Genomic DNA, 26574 nt, shown 5'->3' with positions numbered 1-26574 from the left:
GCAGGCGGCGGGAAACGTGGCGCTGCTATGCCCTTGCCGTGTCCGGCCAGCAACCCGCCGCAATTGCGCTGCAGGAATGCTTCCGAGGCAGGCTGAAAGCCTTCGGGTCTGCTCAGCCGCCGATGATGTCGTCGCCGGTCAGCAGCTTGGCGGCATGAGCGCGAATATCCGCCGGCCAGGTCCGGCTATGTTCGGCGAAGCGTGCGCCATCGCCGGCAAAGAGGGCGCGCGAGGCTTCCTCGAAACCTTCCCGGTCGCCTGCCATCGTCGCGATGAAGGCATAGGCGCGTTCCTGCGCGGCACGCGCCCGGCTGCGGCCGCCATCCGCCTTGCGGGCTTCGTCGACGAGCCGCCGCAAGACTTGCGAGGCGCCGCCCGGCTGCAAGGCGAGCCAGTCCCAGTGGCGGGGCAGCAAGGTCACCTCGCGGGCGACGACGCCGAGCTTCGGCCGGCCGCGTCCGCGCGGCGCATCATCGGTGGTCGCAGCTGCATCGCCTGCCGGTGGCGCGTAACGCGCCGCGATCTCGGCATCGCTACCGCGCAGGTCGAGATCGACGACCTTTCCGGTCTCGTCGTCGAAGACGAGGATCGCAGCCGCGGGATCGGCTGCCAACGTCGCTTTCACCGCGAGCGCGACGTTGGCGAGCGAGCCGCTGGCGATGCTGTTGGTGTCGTGAAAGGCGGTGCTGGGCCTGAATGCGGTGCCGGACATGGTTGCTCCTCGATAGAGGTTTTATTATCCGGGCAATTTGAACCAAGCAATATGATCCGGGTAAAATCTATCAGCCGAGCTGCACTCGTTCTTGCTTGCGGCTGCGAGGAACCGATGCTGCAATGCAGCGCAACGTCGATTGCGCCTGCGTACTCGCAATGGCCGACCGGAATAGGGAGAGGGGACCATCGCCTTGACGATCGCTGCGGAAGGTCATTCGCCCCCTGATATCGCCGGCCTCGCAGAGGAGCTGCTGGCTCGCGTCGAGACGGCGCGCAGCGATTCCCGCGACGATCCTTTCGGCAACCCTGTGCTGAGCGTCACGCTCTGGCTGACGCGCTTGATGGATCGCGGCGAACTCAGCATGGATGCGGCCTCCGAGCTGGTGCGCCGGCTCGGGCGGGAAGTCTTGCATCAGCGCGCCGGTAGGGTGGCCCGCTATGTCGGGCTTCAGAACGACGAAGCTGCTGTTTTCCGGGAACTGGCGGAAGAGGCGGCGAGGGAAGCCAAGTCCTTCGACGACTTCCGGCAGGTGGTGGGGCGGGCGCGCTTCGCAGCGGTCTTCACCGCGCATCCGACCTTCGGCATGGCGCGGCGGCTCTGCCATGCGCTCGCCGATCTCGCTTCCGGCGGCAAGGCCGGGGAGGCGGTCGTCAACGAGAGCGCTCTCAGCTTTCGTCCCGACGGGCGGATCACCTTGCAGGACGAGTTCGAGCAGGCGCGCTATGCCGTGCGCCATGCCCGCGATGCGATCGACCGGCTGAACGCCGCGTTTTTCGCGGTCGCCCGCGAGCGCTGGCCTGAGCAGTGGACGCAGCTTGCGCCGAAGCCGGTCACGCTTGCCTCCTGGGTCGGCTGCGACACGGATGGGCGCACCGATATCGGCTGGTGGGACACGCTGCGCTATCGGCTGGAATCGAAGAGCGGGCAGTTCGCGCGCATTCTCGAAAAGCTGCCGCAGGGCCTTGCCAAATCGGAGGTCCGTCAGCTGGTGAGCAAGGCGCTGGCGGCGGTGGAGCGACAGCTCGCGCTCGCGCCGCCGATCGGGACGCAGCCTTCCTTGCAGGCCCTTCAGGCATTCGCGCTGTCGCTGGTGCATGAGCGCAAGACGGCGCTGCCGGACGCTGCCCGTCTGGTCGAGGCGCTCGACAAGGCGTTGGCCGACGCCTCCGACGAGGAGACGCGCATTGCACTCGCCCTGATCCGGGCGGGTTGCCTCGCTCATGGCGTCTCGATCGCGCTGCCGCATTTCCGGCTGAACGCCTCGCAGCTTCACAATGCCTTGCGCGCGACGATCCCGCTGGAGGAGGAGCCCGGCCAGCCAGCGCAGCGGCGCGCTTTCCTCGCCGCCGCCAATACGGCGCTCGACAAGGTCAAGGCGATCACGGTCGATTTCGGGGCGCTGGCGGCCGAGCGGGCCTCGGCCGCACGGATGATGATGACGATCGCGCAGATCGTGAAACATGTCGACGGCTCGAAGCCCGTGCGCTTCCTGATCGCGGAGACCGAGACCGGCTACACGCTGCTTTGCGCGCTCTGGCTCGCCAGCCGCTTCGGCATCGCCGACCGGGTCGAGATCTCGCCGCTCTTCGAAACCTCGGACGCGCTGGAGCAGGGGCCGCGCATCATCGACGAAGCGCTGCGCAGCCCGCATTTTCGCGATTATCTCAAGCGCCACGGGCGGCTGTGCATCCAGTTCGGCTATTCGGATTCCGGGCGCTATATCGGGCAGGTCGCCTCGACCTTCTGGGTCGAGCGCCTGCGCATCCGCATCGCCGAATTGCTGGGGCGTTACGAGCTTGCGGATGTCGAGCTCGTCATCTTCGACACCCATGGCGAGTCGGTCGGCCGCGGCGCCCATCCCGACAGCCTGTCGGACCGGCTGGCCTATCTCGATCCGGCCTATGCACGGCAAGCCTTTGCACGCGCCGGTATCCGGACGGTGCGCGAGACCAGCTTCCAGGGCAGCGACGGCTATCTGCTGTTCGGCACGCCGCAGCTTGCCGGCGCTACGGTCGGGCGGATCGCGGAGGCGGTCTTCGCATCGCCGGAGGCGGCCGAGGATCCGATCTATGACGAGCCGGATTTCGCCAGCGAATTCTTCCAGACCGTGCGCGAGGAGATGAACGAACTGGTCGACGATCCCGGCTATGCCGCGCTGATCGGCACCTTCGGCCCCTCGCTGCTCGACAAGACCGGTTCGCGCCCCGCGGCGCGGCAATCGGAAGGGGCGGGGCCGACGCGCATCCGCCATCCCCGCGAACTGCGCGCCATCCCCAACAACGCCATCCTCCAGCAGCTCGGCTGGATGGCGAACAGCATGCACGGTGTCGGCCATGCCGCCTCGCGCGCGCCGGACCTGTTCCGCAGCATGCGGGAGCGCTCGGAGCGCTTCGACCGCGCCTATCGCCTCGCGGCCCATGCGATGGCCCATAGCGACCTCGACGTGCTGCGCGCCTATCTCGACACGCTCGACCCCGGCAGCTGGTTCGACCGGGCGCGCCGAACGGTGAAGGAGGGGCGGCGCGAGGAGTTGCTGGTCGTCGCGGAAGCGCTCTCGCGGCTGGAATTGGCGCCGGCGCTGCGGCGGCTGTTCTGGCGGCTCTCGGCCGATGCGCTGAAGCTCAAGGTTGCGGCCGACGATGTGCCTCAGATGTCGGCGCGGCTCGTGGCGCTGCATGCGCTCCGGCTCGCGGCGATGCATCGGATCTGGCTGTCCTTCGCCCATATCCCCGATTTCCGGCCGCATGCCGGACTGACGCGCGAGGCCCTGATCGAGCGATTGCTGCGCCTCGACGTGCCGGCTTCGCTGGCGCTGCTCGCCGAAATCTTCCCGCGCGATCCCGATCCGACTATCGGCCTCGATTTCGGCGAGCCGCCGGGGCCGCGCGAGGGCGGCACCTACGAGGCCCTGCATCGCGATGTCTTCGCGCCGATGCTGGGGCAGTTCGCGCTGATCCGCGAGATATCCGGCGCGATTCAGCATGAGATCGGGGCGTTCGGGTAGCTCCGGGAAGGAACCGGTTGCGGCCATTCCGTCATGGTCGGGCTTGTCCCGGCCATCCACGTCTTTGCTGGTCGAAGGTCGTGTTCAAGACGTGGATGCTCGCCACAAGGGCGAGCATGACGGCCGCAGTCCGCTCGCATGGTGGTAGCAACGTTGAAACCCGCGCCGATCTCTCTAGTTTGACCGGCAGAGGAAATGCCGACCGGGAGACGCGCCAGACATGGCCGCCACCAGCTTCGACGCCGCGGGCGCGCGGATCACGATCTTTCGCGCCCTGCTTCAGACCATCGCCCGCCACGGCAAGGGGCGGATCGCGCTCGAGGACCCGGAGCGTCAGCCGATCACTTATGGCCGGCTCGTGCTCGGCGCGCTGGTGCTGGGGCGCAAGCTTGCCGCGCTGACGGCGCCGAAGGAGCATGTCGGCGTGCTCCTGCCGAACATGCAGGGCATGGCGGTGACGCTGTTCTCGCTCTTCGCCTATGGCCGGGTGCCGGCGCTGCTGAATTTCACCGCTGGCGTCCGCAACCTGCGTGCGGCAGCGGAGCTGGCGCAGCTCAAGACCATCGTCACCTCGCGCCGTTTCGTCGATCAGGGCAAGCTCGACGACGAAATCGCGGCGCTCGGCGAGGGGCGGCGGGTCGTCTACCTCGAAGATATCCGCAAGGAGATCACCAGCCTCGACAAGGCGCTGGGCGCCTTGCAGAGCCTGGTGCCGGGGCTGGTCCACCGCGCCCATGAGGCGCGGCCCGACGAGACCGCGGTGATCCTGTTCACCTCTGGCACCGAGGGCAAGCCGAAGGGCGTGGCGCTAAGCCATGCCAACATCGTCTCGAACGCCAGGCAGGTCTTCGCCCACGCGGCTGGCGCGATCTCCGAGCACGATGTCTTCATGAACCCGCTGCCGGCCTTCCATTCCTTCGGGCTCACCGCGGGGATGATGGTGCCGCTGCTGCACGGCATGAAGGTCGTGCTCTATCCGAGTCCGCTGCACTACAAGCAGGTGCCGAAGCTGATCGGCGACATGAAGGCGACCTTCCTGCTTGCGACCGATACTTTTTTGCAGGGGTATGCACGCGCTGCGGAGAAGAACGACCTCGGCAGCGTGCGCTATGTCGTGGCAGGCGCCGAGCGCGTGAAGGCCGAGACCAAGCGGATGTGGGAGCCCTATGGCACCACCATCCTCGAAGGTTATGGCTGCACCGAATGCTCGCCGGTGCTTGCCGTCAACACGCCCGCTGCGATCCGGGAGGGCACAGTCGGCAAGCTCCTGCCCGGAATCGAGGCGAAGCTCGAGCCGGTCGAGGGAATCCATGAGGGCGGGCGGCTTACCGTGCGCGGTCCGAACGTCATGGCCGGCTATCTCGATCCAGACCAGCCTGGCCGCATCATCCCGCCGGAAGGTGGCTGGCACGATACCGGCGACATCGTCGTGATCGAGGACGGCTTCGTCGCGATCCGCGGCCGGGCCAAGCGCTTCGCCAAGCTCGGCGGCGAGATGGTCTCGCTCGCGGCGGTCGAGACGATGGTCGCCAAGGTCTGGCCCGACCAGAACCATGTCGTCGTCGCGCTGCCGGATGCGCGCAAGGGCGAGCAGCTCGTGCTCGTCACCGAGACGCCGAATGCCGATCGGGCGGCCCTGCAGGAGGCGGCGAAGGCGCAGGGCTTCCCGGAATTGTGGGTGCCGCGCGCGATCCTGGTGACGCAGGCCATCCCCGTGCTCGGCAACGGCAAGATCGATTACGGCTCGACCCGAGAACTCGCCGCGTCGCGGAGGTCGCTGCTGTGAGGTGGCCTCGCTACCGTATGGCCACAATTGTAATTCTATTACGCCGCATGATGATTCCGGGTTCCGCCCTGGCGCTGTTGCGCGTCGCCACCCTTGCTCCGGTTCTGTCGCTGACGGGCCCAGCCGATCTCGCCGCGCAGGCGCCCGGAGCGGTTTATGTCCGTCGGGACGAATGCGTCGAGGCCGGCAAGCTGACGGCGGAGCAGTGCGAATTCGCCTATCGCAACGCCCGCGCCGAGTTCGAGCAGGCGGCGCCGCGCTACGGCTCGCGCGGGGCCTGCGAGCGCAGCCACAAGCGCTGCGCCGCGCAGATCGTCTCGGCCGGCGGCTGGGAATCTTTCGGCAAGGGCGGCGCGAGCTATGTGCCGCGCTTCCTCGGCGTCCGGGTTACGGGCGAGGGGGCCGGGCGCCGGGCCGTACCGGTGGTCGAAGGCACAGCCAAGGTCGCCTTCGCCGGGCGCTCGGTGACCGAGCTGCAGGACAGGATCGTCGGCCGGCGCGGCATCATCGGCCAGGTGAACAGCGTCGGGCGCGGCCCTCATGGCCATTCCGGCCAGGGCGGCGCGCCCTATGTCAAGCGCGGCGACCGCGACGACACGGTGCGCGTGCCGATGCAGGAGAAGGCCATCGGCTCCGATGTGAAGCCCGGGCTCTATGTCGATCCCGATGGGGTCGAGTGGTACAAGCCCGCCCGCAGGCATTGAGTGCCTAGTGAAGGCTTGCGCTGGCGGTGGTCGCCCGCTATCGCTGTCCCGCCTGCGGACGTGGCGAAACTGGTAGACGCACGAGACTTAAAATCTTGCGCCTTCAAAGGCTTGCGGGTTCGAGTCCCGCCGTCCGCACCACCCCGGCGTCATTGCTTCGCTGCGCTCGCAATGACGGTGAGTTCGTTTGACGAGCGATTGGCTGGACGCAGCGGGCGTCACGCCTTCCTGAAGATCAGGCTCAGATTGTTCGCGGGCATCTCGACGATCTCGGGTGCGCCGAAGCCATTGGCCGCGCCGAGTGCTGCAATGGCATCGAGGTCGCGCAGGCCCCAGGCCGGATCACGGCTGCGCAGGCTTTCGTCGAAGGCGGCGTTGCTCGGCTCCAGCGGTCGATCAGGACGGCGATAGGGGCCGTAGAGATAGAGCGGCTGGCCAGGCTTCAGGAGGCGCCCCGCTTGCCGGAACAGCCCCTCGGCAGCCGCCCAAGGCGCGATATGGATCATGTTGATGCAGAGGACCGCATCGGCGGCGCTGATCGGCCAATCCGATGCGGTCGCGTCGACGACGAGCGGCGGCAGGATGTTGCCGAGGCCGGATTCCGCCGTCCAGGCCGCGATGCTCGCGACCGCATCCGGCGAGGGATCGCTCGGCTGGAAGGTCAGGCCGGGCAGGGCGCCGGCGAAATGCACGACGTGTTCGCCGGAGCCGGAAGCGACCTCCAATACGTGCCCGGAGCGAGGGAGGACATCGGTCAGGACAGCAAGGATCAAATCTCGGTTCCGTTGCGCAGAAGGCGCATGGAGCCGGGGATCGGCGTTGGCCTGGATATCGGCGGTCGGCTGCCAGAAATTGGGCTTGCTCATCATCCGCTCACGAATCTTTTGCCCGGCCCATCGCGTTGGGGCCGCGATCCGCTATAAGGGGCCTGGAAGCGGGCCGCCAGATGTCGTGGTTTCGCAGCAAGCAGGCTGGTTTTGTTAACCGAAATCCTGATCGTCGTGGCGCTGACGATCGTCAATGGTCTCCTCTCGATGTCGGAACTCGCCGTGGTTTCGTCACGCAGCGCACGCCTCAAGGTTCTCAGCGATCAGGGCAACAAGGGCGCCGCAACCGCGCTACGGCTGGCGGAAGACCCCGGCCGCTTTCTCTCCACCGTGCAGATCGGCATCACGCTCGTCGGCGTCCTCTCGGGCGCGTTCTCGGGCGCCACGCTCGGCGCGCGCCTGTCGGAATGGCTCGGCACGCATGGCTTCTCGCCATCGGTGTCGGATACGCTCGGCGTCGGCATCGTCGTCGTCGTCATCACCTATCTCTCGCTGATCCTCGGCGAACTCGTGCCGAAGCAGATCGCCCTGCGGGATCCGGAACGCGTTGCCGCGCGGGTCGCGCCGGCAATGTCGCTGCTCTCGAAGATCGGCGCGCCCGTGGTCTTCCTGCTCGACATCTCCGGCAAGGCGGTGCTGCGCCTGCTCGGCCAGAAGGGCGAGGCGGAGGAGAAGGTTACCGAGGAAGAGGTGCGCACCATCATCGCCGAAGCGGAGACCGCCGGCGTGCTGGAGCGTGACGAACGCGAGATGATCGCGGGCGTGATGCGCCTCGCCGACCGTTCGGCCCGGGCGCTGATGACGCCGCGCCGCGAGGTCGAGGTCATCGATCTCGAAGACAGCGCCGAGGAAATCCGTGCCCAGTTGCGTGCGTCGCGCCGCTCGCGCCTGCCGGTTCAGGATGGCGAGGCCGACGCGATCGTCGGCGTGGTCGTGGTCAAGGACCTGATCGAGTTCCTCCAGGCCGGCGACATCCAGGACCTGCGCGCGCTGGTGCAGGAGACGCCGATCGTGATGGATACGGCCGACTCGCTGCATGTGCTGCGCGAGATCCGCTCCAGCCGCGTTCATATGGCGCTGGTCTTCGACGAATACGGCCATTTCGAGGGCATCATCACGCCCGGCGACGTGCTGGAGGCGATCATCGGCGCCTTCCAGGAAGAGGAGGAGGACGAGCCGGCCATCGTGACCCGCGCCGACGGCTCCTATCTCGTCGCGGGCTGGATGCAGGTCGACGAGTTCTCGCACGAGCTCGGCATCCCCGTCCCGCGCGACGCCGATTTCCAGACGGTCGCCGGCTTCATCCTGGCCGAGATGAACCATCTGCCGAATGTCGGCGAGAGCTTCGACAAGGGGCACTGGCGCTTCGAGGTCGTCGATCTCGACGGCCGCCGCATCGACAAGATCCTGGTCAGCCGGATCGAGTGATGCCGCCGCCGTTGACGTCGGCGGAGTCTGCATGGTCTAATTGCCGCAAGGGGTGCATCGCGACCACCCCGTGAGGCTTAGGCCCAATGTTCGCGTCCAACTTCCTCGCTTCAGGATGGACGCAAGCCATGTCTTCCAACGAACAGATCACGGTCGCCCAGCTGTCACGGCTGGTCGGCCTTCCCGACACGCCGGCGATCATCGATGTCCGCATCGACGAGGATGTCGCCGCCGACCCCACCTTCCTGCCCGCTGCGGTTCGCCGCGATTATCGCACCGTTGCGGACTGGGCTGCGGACTATGCCGGCCAACGGCGCGTGATCGTCGTCTGCCATCAGGGCCTTAAGCTCAGCGAGGGCGTCGCAGCGTGGCTGCGCCATCGCGGGATTGCGGCCGAGAGCCTCGAAGGCGGGCATCAGGCGTGGCGCCAGGCCGGCGGGCTCACCTTTTCGCCGGAACATCTGCCACCATCGGGGACGTCCAGCGGCAGCGTCTGGGTGACGCGGGCGCGACCGAAGGTCGATCGCATCGCCTGTCCCTGGTTGATTCGCCGCTTCATCGACCGGCAGGCGATGTTCCTGTTCGTCGCGGCGCCCGAGGTCGAAGCGGTGGCCGATCGTTTTGGCGCCACGCCCTTCGATATCGAAGGCGTGTTCTGGAGCCACCGCGGGCCGCTCTGCACCTTCGACACGATGATCGAGGAGTTCCGGCTGGCTTCGCCGGCGCTCGACCGCTTGGCGCGGATCGTGCGGGCGGCCGATACCGCGACATTGGAGGCCGAGCCGCAGGCAGCCGGCCTGCTTGCGGCCTCGCTCGGACTGTCGCGCATGTACAAGCACGATCTCGATCAGCTCGAGGCCGGGATGCTGCTCTACGATGCCTTCTATCGCTGGTGCCGCGACGCGGGCGAGGAAACCCATAACTGGCCCGTGCCGAAGCCGGCAGGGGAGGCGAAGCGATGAGTGTCGCAGAAACGGATGCCGGGATGGTGGCGCAACAGAAGGAGCGTTTGCCGACGCTCGGCGAAGCGACCCGCATCTGGGCGCGGATCGGATTTCTGTCCTTCGGCGGGCCGGCCGGCCAGATCGCGCTCATGCACAAGGAACTGGTCGAGGAGCGGCGCTGGATCGGCGAGGAGCGCTTCCTCCATGCGCTGAACTACTGCATGCTCCTGCCGGGCCCCGAAGCGCAGCAACTCGCCGTCTATATCGGCTGGCTGATGCACCGGACGATCGGCGGACTGATCGCGGGGCTTCTGTTCATCCTGCCCGGCGCTTTGGTGATGCTGGGCCTGAGCATTCTCTACGTCACCTGGCGTCATGTCCCGCTGATCGACGGGGTGTTCTTCGGCGTGAAGGCGGCTGTGCTCGCGATCGTCATTGAAGCGGGCCTGAGGATCAGCCGCCGGGCGCTGAAGACCGGCGCCATGGTGGGCGTTGCCATCGCGGCCTTCGCCGGCATCTTCCTGTTCAAGCTGCCGTTTCCGTTGATCATCCTGCTGGCGGGGCTCGCCGGCTGGGCCGGCAATCGCATCCGGCCCGGCTGGTTCGCCAAGGCGAATGCGGGCGGTGCTGCTGACGGCGCGGGCGAGGGGTTGCTCGACAATCTGCTCGCGCGGGGAGAGCTCGATCATGTGAAGCCTTCGTCGAGGCGAGCGGTGCGCGTGCTGATGATCTGGCTGCCGCTTTGGCTCGGGCCGGTCGCCCTGTTCTGGCTGGTGGCTGGCTCCGCCAGCGTCTGGACGCAGATAGGCGGTTTCTTCAGCCTGATGGCGATGGTGACCTTCGGCGGAGCCTATGCGGTTCTCGCCTATGTCGCTCAGGCGGCCGTGGATGGGTTCGGCTGGCTCACCGCAGGCGAGATGCTGGACGGGCTGGGGCTGGCGGAGACGACACCGGGACCCCTCATCCTCGTGCTCGAATTCGTCGGTTTCCTCGCGGCCTTCCGGGCGCCGGGCAACCTGCCGCCGCTCGTTGCCGGCGGGTTCGGCGCGTTGCTCACGGTCTGGGTCACCTTCGCGCCCTGCTTCCTCTGGATCTTCCTGGGCGCGCCCTATGTCGAGGCGTTGCGCGGCAACCGGGCGATCTCAGCCGCGCTCGGGGCGATCACCGCGGCCGTGGTCGGTGTCATCGCCAATCTCGCGCTCTGGTTCGGACTGCATGTCCTCTTCCGCGAGGTCTACAGCCTGTCCTTCATCGGGATGAACCCGGAAGTGCCGGTTCTGACGTCGCTGGACTGGCGCGCCGCGCTGCTGGCGGCTGGAGCCGCTATTGCATTGCTGCGCTTCAAGCTCGGGATGATGCCGGTTCTCGCGATCTGTGCGCTGGCCGGCGTCGTCCTGAGGGGCGGGTTCTGAGCCGTTTCCGATCAGAGAGGGGCGTCGCTGCGCTCCTCGCAATGACGGAAACAGGTTCGGCCTGATCTGGAACCGCCTCAGCGGCGCGGCTCGTCCGGCTCGATGATGCGGTATTCGGCGTCGATGACCTCGACGCGGCCCTGCTGGCGCGGCTGGTTGGCGAAGGGATCGGCAGGATTGATGCCGGCTGCCTTCAGCTTGGCCTTGAGACGCCAGACCGCGATCGCGCCCACGACCAGCACGACCGGGATCAGGATGAGCGCGAGGCTGGCGGCGAGCAGGAAAAGCGCGACGCCGACGACGAGGCTCGCCGCCATGGCGAGCCGGGCCTGCCAGCGCGGCACGGCGCGGGCGCGGCCGTTGAGCTGCTCATAGAGATTGACGCGGATCATGTGGTGTCGGTCCCTTCCCTTGAACGCAGACATAGGAACCGATTGCGGCTTTGACGAGATCAGTTGCGCGATCAGGCCGCATCCTGCCAGTCGTAGAGCCAGCCATAGCGATTGCGCAGGCCGTCCGGCCCCAGCCGCTTCAGCGCGAAATCGCGGGCGATGCTGAGCGGCCAGCCCATATGGTAGTTGCGGCCGTTGCCCCGGCTTTCCTCCTGCACGCGGGCGACGCGCTGGGCACGAGCAGCGGCATAGGCGGCGAAGGCCATGGGCACGCCTGCGGCTCCGTCGCGGCCGAGTGCCTCGGCGAGCAGGCGGGCGAGCACGGCGGCATCCTCGATCGCGAGCGAGGCGCCCTGGGCGAGGAAGGGCAGGATCGGGTGGGCGGCGTCGCCGATCAGCGCGATCCGGCCTTTGGCCATGGCGGCAGGCTTGCGGTCGAACAGCGACCAGACCTGCCACCCTTCGGCCGCGTCGATGAGGTCGCGCAGGGCTTGGGAGGCGCCGGCGAGATGCTCGGTGAGGACGGCGCGATCGCCTTCTCGGGTCCAGCCTTCCCGGGCTTCCTTCGCCTGGCGGACGACGACGAGATTGATCTCCCGGCCGCCGGCGACGGGGTAATGCACGGCATGGCGGCCAGGGCCCATATGCAGCGTCACGCGCGGCTTGTCGTTGGCGCGGGCCGGCACGACGGCGCGCCAAGCCTCGTAGCCGGTGAAGACGGGCGGCGAGGCATCGCCGGTGAGATCGCGGACACGCGACCACAGGCCGTCGGCGCCGATCAGCCCCAGGGCCGAGAGCGTCCCGCCGATTCCATCGCGCGCCGTGAGCCCGACCGTGACGCCATCGGCATTCTGGCTGACCTCATCCACGCTGCGGCCCACCATCAGGCGGATATTCGGCATGGCGCGGGCGGCGTCGAGCAGGACGGTGTGGAGATCGTTGCGCTTGAGCATGCGGAACGGCGTCAGCATGCGCTCGGGGCTGGAGGGCATGTCCAGCACCTGTGCGCCATCGGCCCAGCGCCGGATCATCAGGCCGTGCGAGGTCACGCCGACGCGCTTCAGCGGAAGCGCAAGGTCGAGCGCATCGAGCACGCGGCCGGAATTGGAGGTAATCTGCAGGCCGGCGCCCAATTCGCCGAAGCCGGTGCGCTTCTCGACGACGGTCACGGCAATGCCGCGCCGCGCCAGCGACAGTGCCATGGTCAGGCCGCCGATGCCGGCGCCGGCGATGACGAAATGAGGAGCGGACACGGGGATTGGACGCCTTCGATGTCAGAGGAGAAGACCAGGCGCGGATGCCCCTCAGTATCCGCGCGCCCAGTGGTGCAGGCTTGGCCTCAGGCCGCCTTGGCCGAATCCGTATAGGCGCATTCCGGCGGGATGCAGGCGGCGCCCTTCAGCGACGGCTCGTATTTGAACAGCGTCGAGCAATAGGGGCAGATGATCTCGTGGTCCGCGCCCATGTCGAGGAAGACATGCGGATGGTCGAAGGGCGGCTTGGCGCCGATGCACATGAACTCATGCGCGCCGACCTTGATGACGGGGACGCCGAGGTCATTGTGGAAATGCGGGATGCCGGTCGCGGCCATGGTCGTCGCTCTTCGAAAGCCTGGAATTGCGGCGCAACCTATCGCGAGAGCCTGCTCGACGCCAGAGCATTTCCGCGTTTCTCCGAAACGCTAACATGCTCTAGTCTTTTGTTTTGGCGCATTTTCTTCACGCGAACCGGTGCCCACTTCGCTCGAAAATGCGTCAGTGCGCTGTTTCGTATCAGCGTCCGTCGCGCAGGCAGCCCTGGGCGAGTTCGGTCATCCGGACGCTTTCCTGCGGCGAGAGCAGGTTGTCGAGGGCCTTCTGCCAGAGCTTTTCGCGCTTGAGGCCATCGACAGTGCAGGCGCAGACCATCCGGCAGAGCTGTTCCGGAGCATTGGGCGCGGCGCAACTGCGCTGGCATTCGCTCCGGAAGGCGCGCTCCTCCGGCGAGGGCGGGGAGACGACCTGCGTCGCCAGCATCAGCGCGCCGATGAAGAGCGGCTGGTGGACGAGATAGACCAGCAGGCTGTGGCGCCCGCCCCAGGCGACGATTCGGGTCGCCTTGTTGCCCGGCTGCCAGCCGGCGAGCGCGGTGCCGGCGAGGCGCGGCAGGATCAGGCGGGCCAGCACGATGCCGCTCAGCACGCAGCCGAACCAGGGGAAGACCGGAACGAAATCGGCCGTGTGGATCGGTGCTTGCGAAAAGCCGAGCCAGACCGCCCAGGGCTGGTCGAGGAGCGGATGGGTGACGAAAGAGGGCAGCGCGAAGGCGATGATCGCCGCTAGCGCTACGACGACGACCGGCAGGCGCAGGAAGGGCAGGGCGAGCACACTCGCGAGCGCGACATGGTGGAGGATGCCGAAGAAGATGAAATCGCCGGGCATGAAGCGCCAGGTGCCGAGCGTGACCAGGACGGCCGCGCCCGCGACCATGGCAAGGCGCTTCAGATAGGCGCCGTAGTCGAGCCCCTTGCGCGTCGCGAGGACGAGGCTGAAGCCGACGATGGTCAGGAAGGTGCCGGCGATCTCGCGCGCGAACAGCCGCCAGCCCGGCTCGGCGACGATATCGGTCTCGATCAGCCGGAAACTCGAGAGGTCATAGGCGAAATGGTAGATGAACATCGCCATGAGCGCGATGCCGCGGGCGATGTCGACGATGGCGAGGCGCGACGATTCGCGGGGCGCAGGCTGGGTCATGGGTCATCGTTCATCATGGCGGGTGCTCATAAGCAAGCGGCGCCGTTTCCATCTCCCCTTGCGGGGTAAGCTGCCCGAAGGGCCGGATGAGGGGGCGCATTGCGCTCTCCGTCATTGCGAGGAGCGTGAGCTCCGAAGCAATCCAGGGGAACGTAGAGCTCTGCCGCCCCTGGATTGCTTCGCGGCACTCGCAATGACGGGAAGCGTCGCGCGCCCCCACCCTGACCCTCTCCCGCAAGGGGAGAGGGGATTGCGTCGCGTATCCTAAAGGGCCGCCCGCATGGTTCCGTCACTGCGCGTGATGTTGTAGAGCCACGTCATGCAGAGCTTTTCTTCCGACGGCGTGAAGATCGCCTTCATCGACATGGCGCCGACCAGTGACGAGCCGAAACACCGCACGGTCGTGCTGGTCCACGGCTTCGCCTCCTCGCACATGATCAACTGGGTCAACACCCAGTGGACGAAGACGCTGACCCATGCCGGCTATCGCGTCGTCGCGCTCGACGATCGCGGCCATGGCCAGAGCGAGAAGCTCTACGACCCCGCCGCCTATTCCTCGCAGGTGATGGCCGAGGATGTGCGCCGATTGATGGACCATCTCGACATCCCGCGCGCAGCGGTGATGGGTTATTCGATGGGTGCGCGCATCTCGGCGCATCTGGCGCTGGCGCATCCGCGCCGGCTCGAGGCCTTGCTGCTCGGCGGGCTCGGCATCCATCTCGTCGAGGGTGTCGGGCTCCCTCTCGGCATCGCCGATGCGATGGAGGCGCCGTCTCTCGATGTGCTGACCGATCCGATGCAGCGCATGTTCCGCGCCTTCGCCGAGCAGACCAAGAGCGATCTCAAGGCGCTCGCCGCCTGCATCCGCGGCTCGCGCCAGACCTTGACCGCCGAGCAGGTCGGGCAGATTGCGATGCCGACCCTGATCAGCGTCGGCACCAAGGACGATGTTTCCGGCTCCGGCCCGGAGCTGGCGAAGCTCATTCCCGGCGCCGAGTCCTTCGACATCGTCGGGCGCGACCACAACCTTGCGGTCGGTGACAAGAGCCACAAGCAGGCTGTTCTCGACTTCCTCGCGCGTTTGTGAGAACCTCCGCGGCGAATAAAGGCAAACCGGAAAAGCGGGCGACGCCAATGTGTTGTCGATCTTCCCTGAAAATCTGATTCCGCTGCCTCGCTTTTCGATTCAACTTCGGTCCGGCCTGAGCTTTTGATGCGGACGCCTGCTTCGGGCTAGGCTGTCCTTTCGCCGAACCACCCTTTTCGGAGAATGACCATGCCGTCAGGGCGCTCCGCCGTGGAAGCACGCGACTTGGCAACCGGGCTCGACCGGGTCGATCCCGTCTGGTCCCGCTTGCGCAATGAAGCCGAGGCTGCCGTCGCCGCCGAGCCGGCGCTCGGCACGCTGATCGTCGCCTCCGTGCTCAACCAGCCGAGCTTCGAGGCTGCCGTCGCCCATCGCGTCGCGGCAAGGCTCGGCCACCCCGCCGTGACCGCCGACCTGATCGAGCAGGGCTTCGCCGAAGCGATGGCCCATGACGAGACGATCGGCGCCGGCATGCGCGCCGACGTGATGGCGGTGCTCGACCGCGACCCCGCCTGCTACCGGGTGCTGGAGCCGGTGCTGTTCTTCAAGGGCTTCCACGCGCTGCAATGCCACCGCCTGGCGCATTGGCTCTGGAAGCAGGACCGGCGCGATTTCGCGCTCTACCTGCAGGCGCGCTCGTCGGAGGTGTTCCAGACCGACATCAACCCGGCCGCCCGCATCGGCAAGGGCATCTTCCTCGATCATGCGACGGGGCTCGTCGTCGGAGAGACCGCGGTTATCGAGGACGACGTCTCGATGCTGCACAGCGTCACGCTGGGCGGCACCGGCAAGCAAGGTGGCGATCGCCATCCCAAGATCCGCAAGGGCGTGCTGATCGGCGCCGGCGCCAAGATCCTCGGCAATATCGAGGTCGGACAGTGCAGCCGCATCGCGGCAGGCTCGGTGGTGCTCCAGCCCGTGCCGCGCAACAAGACCGTGGCGGGCGTGCCGGCAAAGGTGGTCGGGGAAGCGGGCTGTGCCGAGCCCTCGCGCTCGATGGACCAGACGCTCACGGGCGATTGCGGCGCCTATATCTGACGCGCTCAGCCGGATGAGCCGGCGAGCCAGTCGATGATCTCGGCCCGGCGCGGATGCGCGCCGGCAGCCGTCGCTGCTGCAAGCGTCAGCCGGTCCGGCGTCGGCATGGCCTGCGGGAAGGGCGCGACGAGCCTGCCCGCCGTGAGATGAGGGCCGACGAGGCTCGTCCGCCCCATCAAGATGCCTGAACCCGACAGGCAGGCATCCAGCGCCAGGCTGTAGAGCGAGAAGGCCGGGCCGCGGCTCGGATCGACCTTGGCGCCGGGAGCCGCAAAGGCAAGCCAGCGCGCCCAGTCGCTGCGCCAGACCGCATCGTGCAATAGCGTCTGTGTGGCCAGATCGAGCGGCGAGGATAGTCTTGCGGCAAGGGACGGCGTACAGACGGGCATGATCGCGTCGGCCGCGAGTTGAAGCCCGCCGCTCGCTGGAGCGATCTCTCGATAGAACAGCGAAAGGTCGTAAGGATCGCGCTGTGGGTCGGGCGGCTCTTCCATCGCGGAGATCGACATCTGCAAACCAGGAAACGCCGCCTGCAACGCCGGCAAACGCGGCGAGAGCCAGAGCTGCGCGATGCAGGGCAGGGCGGCGATGGCAAGCGGCCGGTGCGGCTGGGCCTCGCGGAGCGTCTGCACGGCCTGCCCCAGCATGTCGAAGCCGCGCGTCAGGCGCGGCAGGGCCTCGCGGGCAGCCTCGGTCAGGGCGACGCCCTGCGGCAAGCGGCGGAAGACCGCGAAGCCCAATGTCGCTTCGAGCTGCCTGATCTGTTGGGTGACGGCGCCGGCCGTGACGCCGATCTCGTCGGCAGCCTTGGCGAAGCTCTCCAATCGTGCCGCAGCCTCGAAGGCGCGCAACGCATTGAGCGAGGGCAGGCGCGGACGCGGCGGTTTGACCGGCAAGGCATTCTCCTCGTCGAGGCTGAGAATTTCTCAGGCTACGAGCGATGAATACTCGTTTGCGCGCGGGCCGGCAAACCGCTGTTATGCCTCGTGTCGATCATGAATCCTCAGCCTCATCCTGAGGAGCCGCGTCAGCGGCGTCTCGAAGGATGCTCCAGGAGGCTCCGGAGCCATCTGGAGCATCCTTCGAGACGCGGACTTGCGTCCGCTCCTCAGGATGAGGGCTCGAATCTGATGCGATCTTGGGCTGGACAGGCGGAGACAAGCGAGATGACGGCACTGGGCAGGCGCGACTGGGTTCCCCAAGTGAGCGAGGACTATGTGCTCAAGGTTGCGGCTGAGACGGCGAGCCAGCCGCTCGATGCGATCGCGGCGCGAATCGATGCGCTCGCCACCGAGAACCGGACGATCCATGAGCGCGACTGCGTCAATCTCAACCCTGCCACCAATGTCATGAACCCGAAGGCCGAGGCGCTGCTCTCGGCGGGAATCGGGGCGCGGCCCTCGCTCGGCTATCCCGGCGACAAATACGAGATGGGGCTGGAGGCGATCGAGCAGATCGAGATCATCGCCGCCGAGCTCGCGGCCGAGGTGTTCGGCGCGAAATATGCCGAAATCCGCGTGCCCTCCGGCGCCATCGCCAATCTCTACGCCTTCATGGTCGCAGCCAAGGCCGGCGACTGCATCATCGCGCCGCCCGGCGAGATCGGCGGACATGTCACTCATCATGGCGCGGGCGCGGCCGGGCTCTACGGCATCGTCACCCATCCGGCACCGATCGATCCGATCAGCTACACCGTCGATGTCGAGAAACTCAGGGCCGATGCCTTGCGCCTCAAGCCGAAGCTGATCTCGATCGGCGGCAGCCTCAATCTCTTCCCGCACCCGATCCGCGAGATCCGCGCCATCGCTGATGAGATCGGCGCGCTCGTGCTGTTCGATGCGGCGCATATGTCGGGGATGATCGCCGGCCATGGCTGGCAGCAGCCGCTGGAGGAGGGCGCCCATCTGATGACGATGAGCACCTACAAGAGCCTGGGCGGCCCGCCCTCCGGCTTGATCGTGACCAACGATGCCGAGATCGCCCGCAAGCTCGATGCCATCGCCTATCCCGGCCTCACCGCCAATTTCGACGCGGCGAAATCGGCTTCGCTTGCCGTCTCGCTGCTCGACTGGAAGGCGCATGGCCGCGCCTATGCGCAGGAGATGGCGAAGACGGCGAAAGCTCTGGCCGAGGCGCTCAGCGAGCGGCAGGTGCCGGTCTTCGCCCGCGACCGCGGCATGACGACCTCACATCAGTTCGCCATCGAGGCCGCCAGCTATGGCGGCGGGCAGGCGGCGGCGAAGAAGCTGCGTGCGGTGAACATCCTCTCCTGCGGCATCGGCCTGCCGCTGCCGGCAATCGAGGGCGATGTGAATGGCCTCAGGCTCGGCACGCCGGAGATCGTCCGCTTCGGCATGACGGCGGCGGATATGCCGGAACTCGCGGGCTATATCGCCGAGGGATTGAACGGCTCGCGCCCGGCCGAGGCCGTGGCGAAGGACGTGACGGCGTTCCGCGACCGGTTCCGCAACCTGCATTTCATGCGCTAGCGCATGATTTGCTGCGGAACCTCATCGTCATCCCGGGCTTGACCCGGGATCCATCGTCGAGCGGCGAACCCTCCGATGGATTCCGGATCGGTGCCGCTGCGCGGCTTGTCCGGAATGACGGCATGCTTTTTCCGAACGCCACCAAGTTCTAGGAATCGTTCCCCGGCGCGAAGAAGCAGAGCAGTTCGCCTGAGTCGTCGATGCAGAGATGCCAGTGGCCGTCCGGCGATTGCTTGGCCTTGTCCTGCGGGATTTCGAGCCTCAGCGGCTGCTTGCGTTCGCTCGACCACATTGGATGCTTGCCGGGCATGATCGTCACGATGAAGCCGCCGGGGACTTCCCGCACAGCCCCGGCGTCGATCGGGGAGCAGTCGGAATCGAGGCAGCAATAGAACGGATAGTCCCAGCCGCTCGGCGCTTGATGGGCGCAAGCCGACACTGTTCCCGCAACCAGTAAGCCCGCGACCATCGAGGCAAGAACGCGCATCGGCCAGCCCTCGGAAGAGAGGCTGCGACCGGAAGGCGGCAAATGCGTGGCAGAATGGCTCGGGCAGCGCGCCGTGAGAGTCGCCGACCAGAGCATACCCCCCCTGAATGAAACTCTGCGTCATCCCGGACAAGCTGCGTAGCAGCGCTGATCCGGGATCCATCGTAGGGCTGCGCGCTTTTATGATGGATCCCGGGTCAAGCCCGGGATGACGTTGTAGCTCCGAGAAAACTCAACAAGCACTAGGCGCTCGTTACTTCGCCGTAGCGGGTCTCCATCTCGGTGCGCATGGCGTCGGCTTCGAGCAGTCGCGAGCCGGCGAGCTTGACCGAGCGGACCTTCTCGCCTTCGCGTTCCAGCACGACGGTTTCGCCGGGGCTGTGGAAGCCCGATGCGCGGGTGATGCGGCCTTGGTCGGGCGCTTCTATGGCGATCTCCGCAGCGTCGAGGAAGGGCGTCAGCAGCGCCGGGGCGGCGCAGAGCACGCGGTCGGCGACGGGCACGAGGTCGGTCGCGCCCCAGAGCGTCCACCAGCGCCCGCTCCAGTCGCGCGTCTCGGTGGACGGTCCGCCACGCTCGGCGAAGGTCTTCAGGATATGGGAGACGCCGTCGAGCCAGGGATGGGCGAGGCCGTCGATGGCGTTGGTCAGGACCGAGATCGTCAGGCCCTGCTTCGGGATGATGGCGGTGCGGGTAATGAAACCCTGGAAGCCGCCGGAATGGCCGACCCAGCGCCAATCACCCTCGCCGCCGGAGATCGTGCCGAGCCCGTAATGGCGGCCAAGGCTGGATTCGTCGTCCGGCCAGAGGCGGCGCGTCATCTCGCGGCGGCTCTTGGCCGAGAGGATGCTGTGTTCGGCATGGGGCGAGAGCTGCGCGAAATAGCGCGCGACATCGGCGGCGGTGCCGACGAAGCCGGTGGCGGAGGCCATCGCATGGCAGTGATTGTCGGCGGGGATGATTGCGCGCCGGCTGAGCAACTGCCGGCCGGTATGGCCTTTCGCCATCGGCCGTTGGCCCCAAAGGCCGATATCGGCCGCGGTTTCGGTGAGGCCGACCTTGGCGACGACCTCCTTGGTGATCCACGCGTTGTAGTCCTGTCCGGTCACGGCCTCGATGACGAGGCCGAGTAGGGCAAAGCCGTGGTTCGAGTATTTGAAACGCTGCGAGCCGGGGAGGACCGGCGGCTTCGCGAGATCGGCGAGCAGTTCCGCCTTGCTGCAGAAGGGCTTGCGGTCGAGGAACTGGCCGGCGTCGGGGCCGTCGCGCGTCAGGCCGGCGCTGTTGGAGAGGACCTGACCGACAGTGACCCCGGCGACCTCCGGATGCAGCCCGTCGATCAGGCTACCGACTTCGTCGTCGAGCCGCAGGCGGCCTTCATCGACGAGGCGCAGGACGCCAGCCGAGGTGAAGCTCTTGGAATGCGAGGCGATGCGGAAGCCGTGGCGCGGCGTCAGCTCCTCGCCGGTGGCGAGATTCGCGCTGCCGAAGGCGGCTTCCAGCACGATCTCGTCGCCATCGGCGATCGCGACCGCGCAGCCCGGCTGGTCATGGTGGCTACGCTGGAAATCGAGCCAGGTCGCGACATAGTCGAGGGCGGGAGCAAGCCACGGCTTCATGATCTCAGGTCCGTCACGGTTCCGGAAAGGCCGGAGCATCGCACGATTCCGGAGGTTATCGACAACCATCGGATGGATGGGGCCTGCCATGCGGCAGTGGCTGCTTTCGCTTGCCCTTCGTGGCCTGTCGTGGCATCGCTCCCGGCCAATTCGAAAGGACCCAGGATCGTGGACAAGACAGAACTCGCCAAGCTGGAAGGCTATCTGCGCCGTACCTTCAACAACCACGCGATCAGCGTTCGTGCCCGGATGAAGAAGACCGACTCGGCCGAGGTTTATCTGGGCGAGGAGTTCATCGGCATCATCCATGTCGACGACGAGGATGGCGACCGCTCCTTCAACTTCACCATGGCGATCCTCGACGTCGATCTCGAGGATTGAGAAGCCGAAGGCTGGAGCCCTCATCCTGAGGAGCCGCGGAACGCGGCGTCTCGAAGGATGGTCCAGTAGGCTCCGGATACTTCTGAAGCATCCTTCGAGACGCCATTCCCGAGGGAATGGCTCCTCAGGATGAGGGCTGCGAATGTTTCCTGCCGGCTCTGAGAATCAGCCTCTCTACCGGATCAACCCGTCGAGCGTCCGCCTGACGCCTCCCAGCATCACCGCCCAATCGGCGATGATGGCGCGGGGGAAGCGGATGTTCACGTCCATGCCGCGATGCTGGAACGTGATGCGACAAGGCTCTTCCAGGCCCGAGCCGGTCTCGATCGGGCAACGCGCGGCAAACCCCTTTCCGTCGGGCACGGAGACGTAGAACTCGTCATGCTCGAAGGGCGAGCCCTTGCGGAAGCCGCGCACCACGAGGCCGCCGGGGTTCGACCAGACCGTCGGCGTCAGGAAACGGGCATAGGTCGCGAGCTGCCGGGCCGGCTCGTTGACCCGGTCGGGCGGGCTCAGCGTGACCAGGAGCCGCTTGCGGTTGTCCGGCCGGGCCGGGCCGAGGCTCGGCCAATCCAGGCGCAGGCGAACCATGCCGACGAGCCGGCTCGTCTCGCCCTCATCATCGAGGCCGGAAAGGTCCTTCGGGATCATCAGGGCGACATCGCCGACGCGAGCCGGCTGCGGCGCGGTCGAGGGTTCGTCGCGGCGATGGGTGAGGTAGACGGCCAGCGCCGTCGCCAGTGCGCCCGCCGTTAGGATCAGGAGCACCGCCTTCAGCAGCGCGCCGTCCGCGCGCGGCAGCGGGGCAGCATGCTGCTGCAGGCGCATGCGCACCATCGAGGTCAGATGGGCGGCCTGATGGCCGGGCCGGTGATAGGGCAGCGATGCGGTCATTCCGGTGCCTTGCTCTCAACAGGCAACCACTGAATCACCGACGGCTTAATGCGGCGTAAACCATAACCGGGCCGGTACGGTTAACCATCGGTAAACTCTGTGCTTCACTGTTTACAGGCCATGCGGCAGGCTGAGGCGTCGCCCCGGTCGAGAGTTCGTGTTCGTGACCATCCAGCCCGCCGTCGTCGAGGCGCTGCAATCCCTGCTCCTCGGCTTCGCCTTTGCCGGGCTGCTCGCCAGCGCGTTCGAGCTGTTCACGGAGCGGCGGGCCGATTTCAAGTTGCTGCAAGCGGGTGGCTTCGCCGCCGTGGCCAGCGTGCCGGTGGTCATCTTCAGCGCCCCGTTCCTGATCCTGCGCAACACGGTGCGGGGCAGGCAGAGCGACGGGCGGCCGATCTCATTTCTCATGCTCGCGGGCCTGAGCGCCGGCATCTGGAGCCTGGTCTCGGGGCGCGTCGTGCTCGACCTGCTGCATCTCCTCGGCGCTTGACGGAAGGCGCTGCCCGCCTGCAATCCTGAGGGCTCGAACCGTCAGGACAAGCCGATGCCCCTCTATGCACTCGATGGAACCAGGCCGGAAACCGCCGCAGCCGGCGAATGGTGGCTCGCGCCCGATGCGCATGTCATCGGGCGCGTCAGGCTGGCGGCCGGAGTGGGGATCTGGTTCGGCGCGGTGCTGCGTGGCGACAACGAATGGATCACGATCGGCGAGGGCAGCAATCTTCAGGAAGGCTGCGTGCTCCATACCGACATGGGCTACCCGCTGACGGTCGGCGCCAATTGCACGATCGGCCATCGCGCCATCCTGCATGGTTGCACGATCGGCGAGAACAGCCTCGTCGGCATGGGTGCGACCGTTCTCAACGGCGCGAAGATCGGGCGCAACAGCCTCGTCGGTGCCAATGCGCTGGTGACGGAAGGCAAGGAATTCCCCGACAATTCGCTGATCGTCGGCTCGCCGGCGCGCGCGATCCGGACGCTCGACGACAAGGCGGCCGCGGGGATCACCGCCTCGGCGCAAGCCTATGTCCGGCGCTGGCGACAGTTCGCGGCCGGGCTCGAGCGGCTGGACTGACATCCCGAAATGAAGCGGGCCGGCTTCCCGTTGAGGAAAGCCGGCCCCTGGCGAAACCCGATCCTTGGGGACGGGTGGGTGGGGACGTGACCGAGCCTCGCCGTCCTTGTTACCGCAGCCAGCCTCTGGCAGCGGAAGCCTTCATCATCGCCGCACCGAAGCGACCGTCCGGGTCTGCGCGCCGCCGAGCGAGGTCCAGCCCGTGCGGTACTGCGACTCCCGCTTGACGTAGACGTAGCCGGTCTGGCTCCAGGGCAGGATCGCATTGCGCTTGTTGTCGAGGATGAAGTCGCCGCGATCGGTGCGGATCATCAGCACGGCGTGGCCGGCATTCTCCTCGTCGATCACGACGGTGACCAGCATGGCGCGGCGCGGCAGGCCAGCTTCGGCCAGGCGCTTGCGCTTCAGCAGCACATAGTCCTCGCAATCGCCCTTGCCGTCGGTCGGGATGTCCCAGCGGTCGACGACGCCCCAATGGTCCTCGTCGGTGATCGCCTCGATCTCGCGGTTGGCGTTGTTATTGACGCCGACGATCGTCTTCCAGGTCTTGGCGTTCAGCTCGATCCGCTCGGCCTCGCGGGTGTCGACACGGCATTCGGCCGGCGTGCGCTTGCAGAAGTCGACCCAGGCATAGGGTGCCCGGGCGTCGCCGGAGGCTTCGGCCGGAAGGCTTGCGACGGGAATGCCGGCCGAGCCCTGAGCCCGGACCGTGCCTGCACCGGTCATGACGACCATGGCGGCGAGAGCGGTACCAATCAGATTGCGATGAAGTGAAAACATGTCGTCCCCTTTCTGTCCCGGGGATGACGATGCGCGGCGGCGGATGGATTCGGCCTGAAATAGAAAGGTGCAATTTTATGTATTCGGCCGCCAGCGCTTCCAAGTAAAAATCAGGATCAACCTTGTTCAAAGCCGGAAGTAATGATTTGCGTCGATCGGAAAACCAATTGGTAACCATTAATTGTTTGTTGTGCTTAAAGGGGCGATTAACCTACGCATCCGTTAACGTGCGGCCGAGGGGCATTGGTGGCGGCTTTCCGCCGGTTTCGGCAGATCGAGGCCTTTAGCGTGCCGTATCCTGAGTGGAACGCCGGCCTCCGACGGGAATTGTTCTCGGTTGGCTGCTTCAGGCAAGGGCGTGCCGCCATGAGCGAACTGACGACCTGGACTATGATAGGTGTCGGAAGCCGTATGGGGCTTCGTGCGCGACTTCAGGCTGCGCTGGGCCTGCGAGGAGGCGGGTCTCGCCTTATGATGTCCGCACGGTTCCTTTCGATGGTCGCGAGACCAATCGCCTCGCACGACAGCCCTTCGGGCAGATCCCGTCCCTGGACGATGATGGCGAGGTGAAGCTGTTCGAGAGCGGGGCAGGGCCGCTGCATCCGGCCCGGAAGAGCGAGAAGCTGATGCCGTTCGACCCGGTCGGAGAGGCCAAGACGCTGCAATGGATGCTGGCCGCGCTCAACTCGATCGAGATGGTTGCCGTGCCCTGGTGGTTCCTGACCGTCACCGGGGCTGCCGACAATCAACTGACGGGATGGATGGGCAAGCGTCTCGATCAGCTCGAGCAGGTCCTGAACGAGCGCTAATGGCTTTCCGCCGGCCGCTTCACCGTCGCCGACCTGCTGATGGCGCATGTATTGCGGGTCGAGAAGGTTCGTGCCTTCGGCAACCGGCTGGCGTCCGAGGCTTATATCGCTCGCGCGACCGATCGTCCGGCCTTCAGGAGGGCCCAGGCCGATCAGGCCGCGCTGTTCAGGACTGCGGACGCACAGCGGCGCGCCGCGATGCAAGAGTTGGAGCCGGCTGCGTTATTGCAGAAATGCGTCGTCATCCCGGACAAGCGGCGAAGCCGCGCCGATCCGGGATCCATCATAGAGCTCCGGCGCTCCACGATGGATCCCGGGGCAAGCCCGGGATGACGGCGTATTTCCGTGAAGTGGGTAGGCCCGAAAGCAGCCCCGCGAAGCGGGCCTCAGAGTTCCAGGTTCTCGTCGAGCAGATCGGCCGAGAGCGGGAAGCGGAATTCGGCGGCATAGCCGCCATCGAAACGGCGCACGACGCGGGCCGGCGTGGTGCCCAGGCGAACCGGCGTGTTGATCGGCAGGTCGAGATCGCTGGAGAAGGCGGCGCCCGAAAGCGAGATGTCGATGATGCGGACGATATGCTCGCTGCCGTCGTCCATCACCAGGGTCGAGCGCGGGTTGCGCGGCACGACGCGCTCGTGGCGGCGATCTTCGGGCAGACCCAGTTCTTCGCGATTGGCAAGCCAGGTCAGTTGGGCGGTGAATTTTTCGCGCTTGCGGCTGGTCGCGGTGATGGTCATCGCGAAGCCTTCGGCCGTGGTGCGGACGCAGGCGCCCTCGATGCGGCCGAGATGCTCGAGATAGACGATGACGCGTTCGCCGGGCTTCGCCTTGGCCGGCGCGGCGAGATGGACGCCGCCGGGCGAGATGTCGATCGTCTGACAGGGATATTCCATGCGGTTCGGCAGCATGTAGCGGCCCAACAGCACGACCTTCATACGATGATGCCGCCTGCGCTCGGCAGGATAGGCAGCCGTACGGGGCGTCTTGAGGGCGCTCAACATCAATACCGACCTGGATTCCCTGGCGATCCTAGGCGGGGTTGGGTTAACGGATCGTTCTGCTCAGGCTCGCCCGCCCGGTAATACCACAAGGCGGGGCGGCTCGGCACGGCGTGGCGCGACGGGGGGGCGCGCGGTCGCCGCAGGCCAGAGCATCCGGAGCGAGATCATCCGCATCGATTCGATCGTGTCGAGGCCGAGCCAGTCCGGCGACAGCGCGGGAGACAGCGCGCCCAGCACGCGGGCATGCGTTCTCCCGCGATAGCGCAGAGGCAGCAACAGCAGTTCGAGATAGATCGGCGTGCCGGTGACCGATTTGCCGGACAGGCCTGCGACCGCGCCGGCGCTCTCGTCCATCACGGTCTGGACGAGGCGGCGCATGTCGCCCTGAGCCTCGACATCGGGCCAGAGCGCCGTGAAGGCGCGCCCACGCAATTCCTGCCCGATCAGGGCGCAGAGCCGTGTTCCCGCCAGCCGGAAGACCGGACCGATCGGCTCGTTCTCGAGGACGAAGGTGTCCGCGAGGGCGTGCCGCAACGCTCCGGGTTCGATCTCGCCACGCTCCGGCGCGGCCCGTTCGCCACGCAGCGCGTCCCAATAGTCGAAAACCAGACGTGTGCTCGCGTTCTTCATTCTGTGCCCATATCGCCCGGTGTCTCTCCCTGGAGCGGCCCGGCGTTCGAAGATGACGCGGATCCGTTCGAAAGGAGGACGAATCAGTCCCTGGAAGAATCGAGGACGCATCCGCCGTGCCGTCTTGCCACCCCCTGCTGAGTCGGGGGAGGCAGCCGGGCTGTTAGGGTTAACCAAGTCTTGCGATTGTGGATGAACGTTAAAATGCGCATGAATTGGGTCGGAATTCGCGGGCGCCGACAGCGTGCGCAGGACGAGGTGGAGGGGGCGTGAGCCTGCCGTCCGGCATGACCGGGCGGCGTCACAGCCGGCGAAAAAGGGGACGGCGCGAGCCGCTCCC

General features: G+C 66.8%; 25 protein-coding genes, 1 tRNA gene and 1 pseudogene. 14 read left to right on the top strand and 13 right to left on the bottom strand.

The window, feature by feature from the left end:
- Positions 1 to 112: 112 nt before the first annotated feature.
- On the bottom strand, positions 113 to 712 hold the full coding sequence (locus tag Q0Q02_RS06890; protein WP_293808020.1) for a DUF2239 family protein: 600 nt from the start codon (positions 710 to 712) through the stop codon (positions 113 to 115).
- Positions 713 to 1055: 343 nt separating this feature from the next.
- Between Q0Q02_RS06890 and Q0Q02_RS06885 the strand changes: the two genes are divergently transcribed.
- The 4 genes from Q0Q02_RS06885 (at position 1056) to Q0Q02_RS06870 (ending at position 6350) form a co-directional block, all read left to right on the top strand.
- The gene (locus tag Q0Q02_RS06885; protein WP_293808062.1) at positions 1056 to 3719 is read left to right on the top strand and encodes a phosphoenolpyruvate carboxylase; all 2664 of its coding nucleotides are present in this window, start codon (positions 1056 to 1058) and stop codon (positions 3717 to 3719) included.
- 220 nt (positions 3720 to 3939) lie between these two features.
- Positions 3940 to 5505: an AMP-binding protein gene (locus tag Q0Q02_RS06880; RefSeq protein ID WP_293808019.1), complete on the top strand. Its 1566-nt coding sequence runs from the start codon at positions 3940 to 3942 to the stop codon at positions 5503 to 5505.
- A gap of 47 nt (positions 5506 to 5552) precedes the next feature.
- Positions 5553 to 6209: a DUF1190 domain-containing protein gene (locus Q0Q02_RS06875; RefSeq protein ID WP_293808018.1), complete on the top strand. Its 657-nt coding sequence runs from the start codon at positions 5553 to 5555 to the stop codon at positions 6207 to 6209.
- A gap of 54 nt (positions 6210 to 6263) precedes the next feature.
- Positions 6264 to 6350: transfer RNA gene (locus tag Q0Q02_RS06870), tRNA-Leu, on the top strand.
- Between the two features lie 77 nt (positions 6351 to 6427).
- Here the strand turns inward: Q0Q02_RS06870 and Q0Q02_RS06865 are convergent.
- Positions 6428 to 7075: a DUF938 domain-containing protein gene (locus tag Q0Q02_RS06865; RefSeq protein WP_293808017.1), complete on the bottom strand. Its 648-nt coding sequence runs from the start codon at positions 7073 to 7075 to the stop codon at positions 6428 to 6430.
- Positions 7076 to 7186: 111 nt separating this feature from the next.
- Here Q0Q02_RS06865 and Q0Q02_RS06860 point away from each other — a divergent pair, with 111 nt between their 5' ends.
- The 3 genes from Q0Q02_RS06860 to chrA all read left to right on the top strand — a co-directional run bounded on the left by Q0Q02_RS06860 (position 7187) and on the right by chrA (position 10820).
- Positions 7187 to 8464, top strand: coding sequence for a hemolysin family protein (locus Q0Q02_RS06860; RefSeq protein ID WP_293808015.1), 1278 nt, complete (start codon positions 7187 to 7189; stop codon positions 8462 to 8464).
- Between the two features lie 128 nt (positions 8465 to 8592).
- A complete protein-coding gene (locus Q0Q02_RS06855; protein WP_293808014.1) occupies positions 8593 to 9426 on the top strand; it encodes a sulfurtransferase/chromate resistance protein in 834 nt (277 codons plus the stop codon).
- Positions 9423 to 10820 carry a chromate efflux transporter gene (gene chrA, locus Q0Q02_RS06850; RefSeq protein WP_293808012.1) on the top strand — a complete coding sequence of 466 codons (1398 nt, stop codon included), beginning with the start codon at positions 9423 to 9425 and terminating at the stop codon, positions 10818 to 10820. The genes Q0Q02_RS06855 and chrA overlap by 4 nt, the downstream gene beginning before the upstream one ends.
- Before the next feature lie 77 nt (positions 10821 to 10897).
- Here the strand turns inward: chrA and Q0Q02_RS06845 are convergent, their stop codons facing one another.
- The 4 genes from Q0Q02_RS06845 to Q0Q02_RS06830 all read right to left on the bottom strand — a co-directional run bounded on the left by Q0Q02_RS06845 (position 10898) and on the right by Q0Q02_RS06830 (position 13944).
- On the bottom strand, positions 10898 to 11212 hold the full coding sequence (locus Q0Q02_RS06845) for a hypothetical protein (RefSeq protein ID WP_293808010.1): 315 nt from the start codon (positions 11210 to 11212) through the stop codon (positions 10898 to 10900).
- A gap of 71 nt (positions 11213 to 11283) precedes the next feature.
- Complete coding sequence (locus Q0Q02_RS06840) at positions 11284 to 12465, bottom strand: FAD-dependent monooxygenase (RefSeq protein ID WP_293808008.1); 1182 nt, start codon at positions 12463 to 12465, stop codon at positions 11284 to 11286.
- Positions 12466 to 12551: 86 nt separating this feature from the next.
- Positions 12552 to 12803 (bottom strand): zinc-finger domain-containing protein, encoded by a 252-nt coding sequence (locus Q0Q02_RS06835; RefSeq protein WP_293808006.1) that lies wholly within the window; start codon positions 12801 to 12803, stop codon positions 12552 to 12554.
- A gap of 181 nt (positions 12804 to 12984) precedes the next feature.
- Positions 12985 to 13944 (bottom strand): heparan-alpha-glucosaminide N-acetyltransferase, encoded by a 960-nt coding sequence (locus tag Q0Q02_RS06830; protein ID WP_293808004.1) that lies wholly within the window; start codon positions 13942 to 13944, stop codon positions 12985 to 12987.
- 319 nt (positions 13945 to 14263) lie between these two features.
- On the opposite strand from Q0Q02_RS06830, the gene Q0Q02_RS06825 reads away from it, so the two are divergent.
- Both Q0Q02_RS06825 and cysE read left to right on the top strand, forming a co-directional pair.
- Positions 14264 to 15031: an alpha/beta hydrolase gene (locus tag Q0Q02_RS06825; protein WP_293808003.1), complete on the top strand. Its 768-nt coding sequence runs from the start codon at positions 14264 to 14266 to the stop codon at positions 15029 to 15031.
- 189 nt (positions 15032 to 15220) lie between these two features.
- A complete protein-coding gene (gene cysE / locus Q0Q02_RS06820; RefSeq protein ID WP_293808001.1) occupies positions 15221 to 16069 on the top strand; it encodes a serine O-acetyltransferase in 849 nt (282 codons plus the stop codon).
- 5 nt (positions 16070 to 16074) lie between these two features.
- Here the strand turns inward: cysE and Q0Q02_RS06815 are convergent, their stop codons facing one another.
- Positions 16075 to 16965, bottom strand: a complete 891-nt coding sequence (locus Q0Q02_RS06815) for a LysR substrate-binding domain-containing protein (RefSeq protein ID WP_293807999.1) — start codon at positions 16963 to 16965, stop codon at positions 16075 to 16077.
- A 270-nt stretch (positions 16966 to 17235) separates the two neighbouring features.
- Here Q0Q02_RS06815 and glyA point away from each other — a divergent pair, with 270 nt between their 5' ends.
- Positions 17236 to 18558: a serine hydroxymethyltransferase gene (gene glyA / locus Q0Q02_RS06810; protein ID WP_293807997.1), complete on the top strand. Its 1323-nt coding sequence runs from the start codon at positions 17236 to 17238 to the stop codon at positions 18556 to 18558.
- Between the two features lie 148 nt (positions 18559 to 18706).
- Here glyA and Q0Q02_RS06805 read toward each other — a convergent pair whose 3' ends face one another.
- Both Q0Q02_RS06805 and Q0Q02_RS06800 read right to left on the bottom strand, forming a co-directional pair.
- Entirely contained in the window at positions 18707 to 19045 is a 339-nt protein-coding gene (locus Q0Q02_RS06805) for a hypothetical protein (protein WP_293807996.1), read from the bottom strand.
- Between the two features lie 242 nt (positions 19046 to 19287).
- Positions 19288 to 20664 carry a serine hydrolase domain-containing protein gene (locus Q0Q02_RS06800; protein WP_293807995.1) on the bottom strand — a complete coding sequence of 459 codons (1377 nt, stop codon included), beginning with the start codon at positions 20662 to 20664 and terminating at the stop codon, positions 19288 to 19290.
- Between the two features lie 168 nt (positions 20665 to 20832).
- On the opposite strand from Q0Q02_RS06800, the gene Q0Q02_RS06795 reads away from it, so the two are divergent.
- Entirely contained in the window at positions 20833 to 21045 is a 213-nt protein-coding gene (locus Q0Q02_RS06795) for a DUF3126 family protein (protein WP_047578697.1), read from the top strand.
- A 174-nt stretch (positions 21046 to 21219) separates the two neighbouring features.
- Here Q0Q02_RS06795 and Q0Q02_RS06790 read toward each other — a convergent pair whose 3' ends face one another.
- Positions 21220 to 21939 carry a hypothetical protein gene (locus tag Q0Q02_RS06790; RefSeq protein WP_293807993.1) on the bottom strand — a complete coding sequence of 240 codons (720 nt, stop codon included), beginning with the start codon at positions 21937 to 21939 and terminating at the stop codon, positions 21220 to 21222.
- 163 nt (positions 21940 to 22102) lie between these two features.
- Here Q0Q02_RS06790 and Q0Q02_RS06785 point away from each other — a divergent pair, with 163 nt between their 5' ends.
- Positions 22103 to 22429, top strand: a complete 327-nt coding sequence (locus tag Q0Q02_RS06785) for a hypothetical protein (RefSeq protein ID WP_293808060.1) — start codon at positions 22103 to 22105, stop codon at positions 22427 to 22429.
- Between the two features lie 54 nt (positions 22430 to 22483).
- Positions 22484 to 23014, top strand: coding sequence for a gamma carbonic anhydrase family protein (locus tag Q0Q02_RS06780; protein WP_293807991.1), 531 nt, complete (start codon positions 22484 to 22486; stop codon positions 23012 to 23014).
- 144 nt (positions 23015 to 23158) lie between these two features.
- Here the strand turns inward: Q0Q02_RS06780 and Q0Q02_RS06775 are convergent, their stop codons facing one another.
- Positions 23159 to 23794, bottom strand: coding sequence for a transglutaminase-like cysteine peptidase (locus Q0Q02_RS06775; RefSeq protein ID WP_293807989.1), 636 nt, complete (start codon positions 23792 to 23794; stop codon positions 23159 to 23161).
- A gap of 366 nt (positions 23795 to 24160) precedes the next feature.
- Here Q0Q02_RS06775 and Q0Q02_RS06770 point away from each other — a divergent pair.
- Positions 24161 to 24792: pseudogene (locus Q0Q02_RS06770) on the top strand (glutathione S-transferase family protein); the annotation flags it as partial.
- A 197-nt stretch (positions 24793 to 24989) separates the two neighbouring features.
- Here the strand turns inward: Q0Q02_RS06770 and Q0Q02_RS06765 are convergent.
- Both Q0Q02_RS06765 and Q0Q02_RS06760 read right to left on the bottom strand, forming a co-directional pair.
- Complete coding sequence (locus tag Q0Q02_RS06765) at positions 24990 to 25604, bottom strand: PilZ domain-containing protein (RefSeq protein ID WP_293807987.1); 615 nt, start codon at positions 25602 to 25604, stop codon at positions 24990 to 24992.
- A 60-nt stretch (positions 25605 to 25664) separates the two neighbouring features.
- Positions 25665 to 26234 (bottom strand): PAS domain-containing protein, encoded by a 570-nt coding sequence (locus Q0Q02_RS06760; protein WP_293807985.1) that lies wholly within the window; start codon positions 26232 to 26234, stop codon positions 25665 to 25667.
- Between the last annotated feature and the right edge of the window lie 340 nt (positions 26235 to 26574).

This window comes from uncultured Allobosea sp. (assembly GCF_945956895.1).
Lineage (GTDB): Bacteria > Pseudomonadota > Alphaproteobacteria > Rhizobiales > Beijerinckiaceae > Allobosea.
The sequence above is the reverse complement of the archived record's forward strand: the minus strand, read 5'-3'. Positions and strand labels throughout refer to the sequence as shown.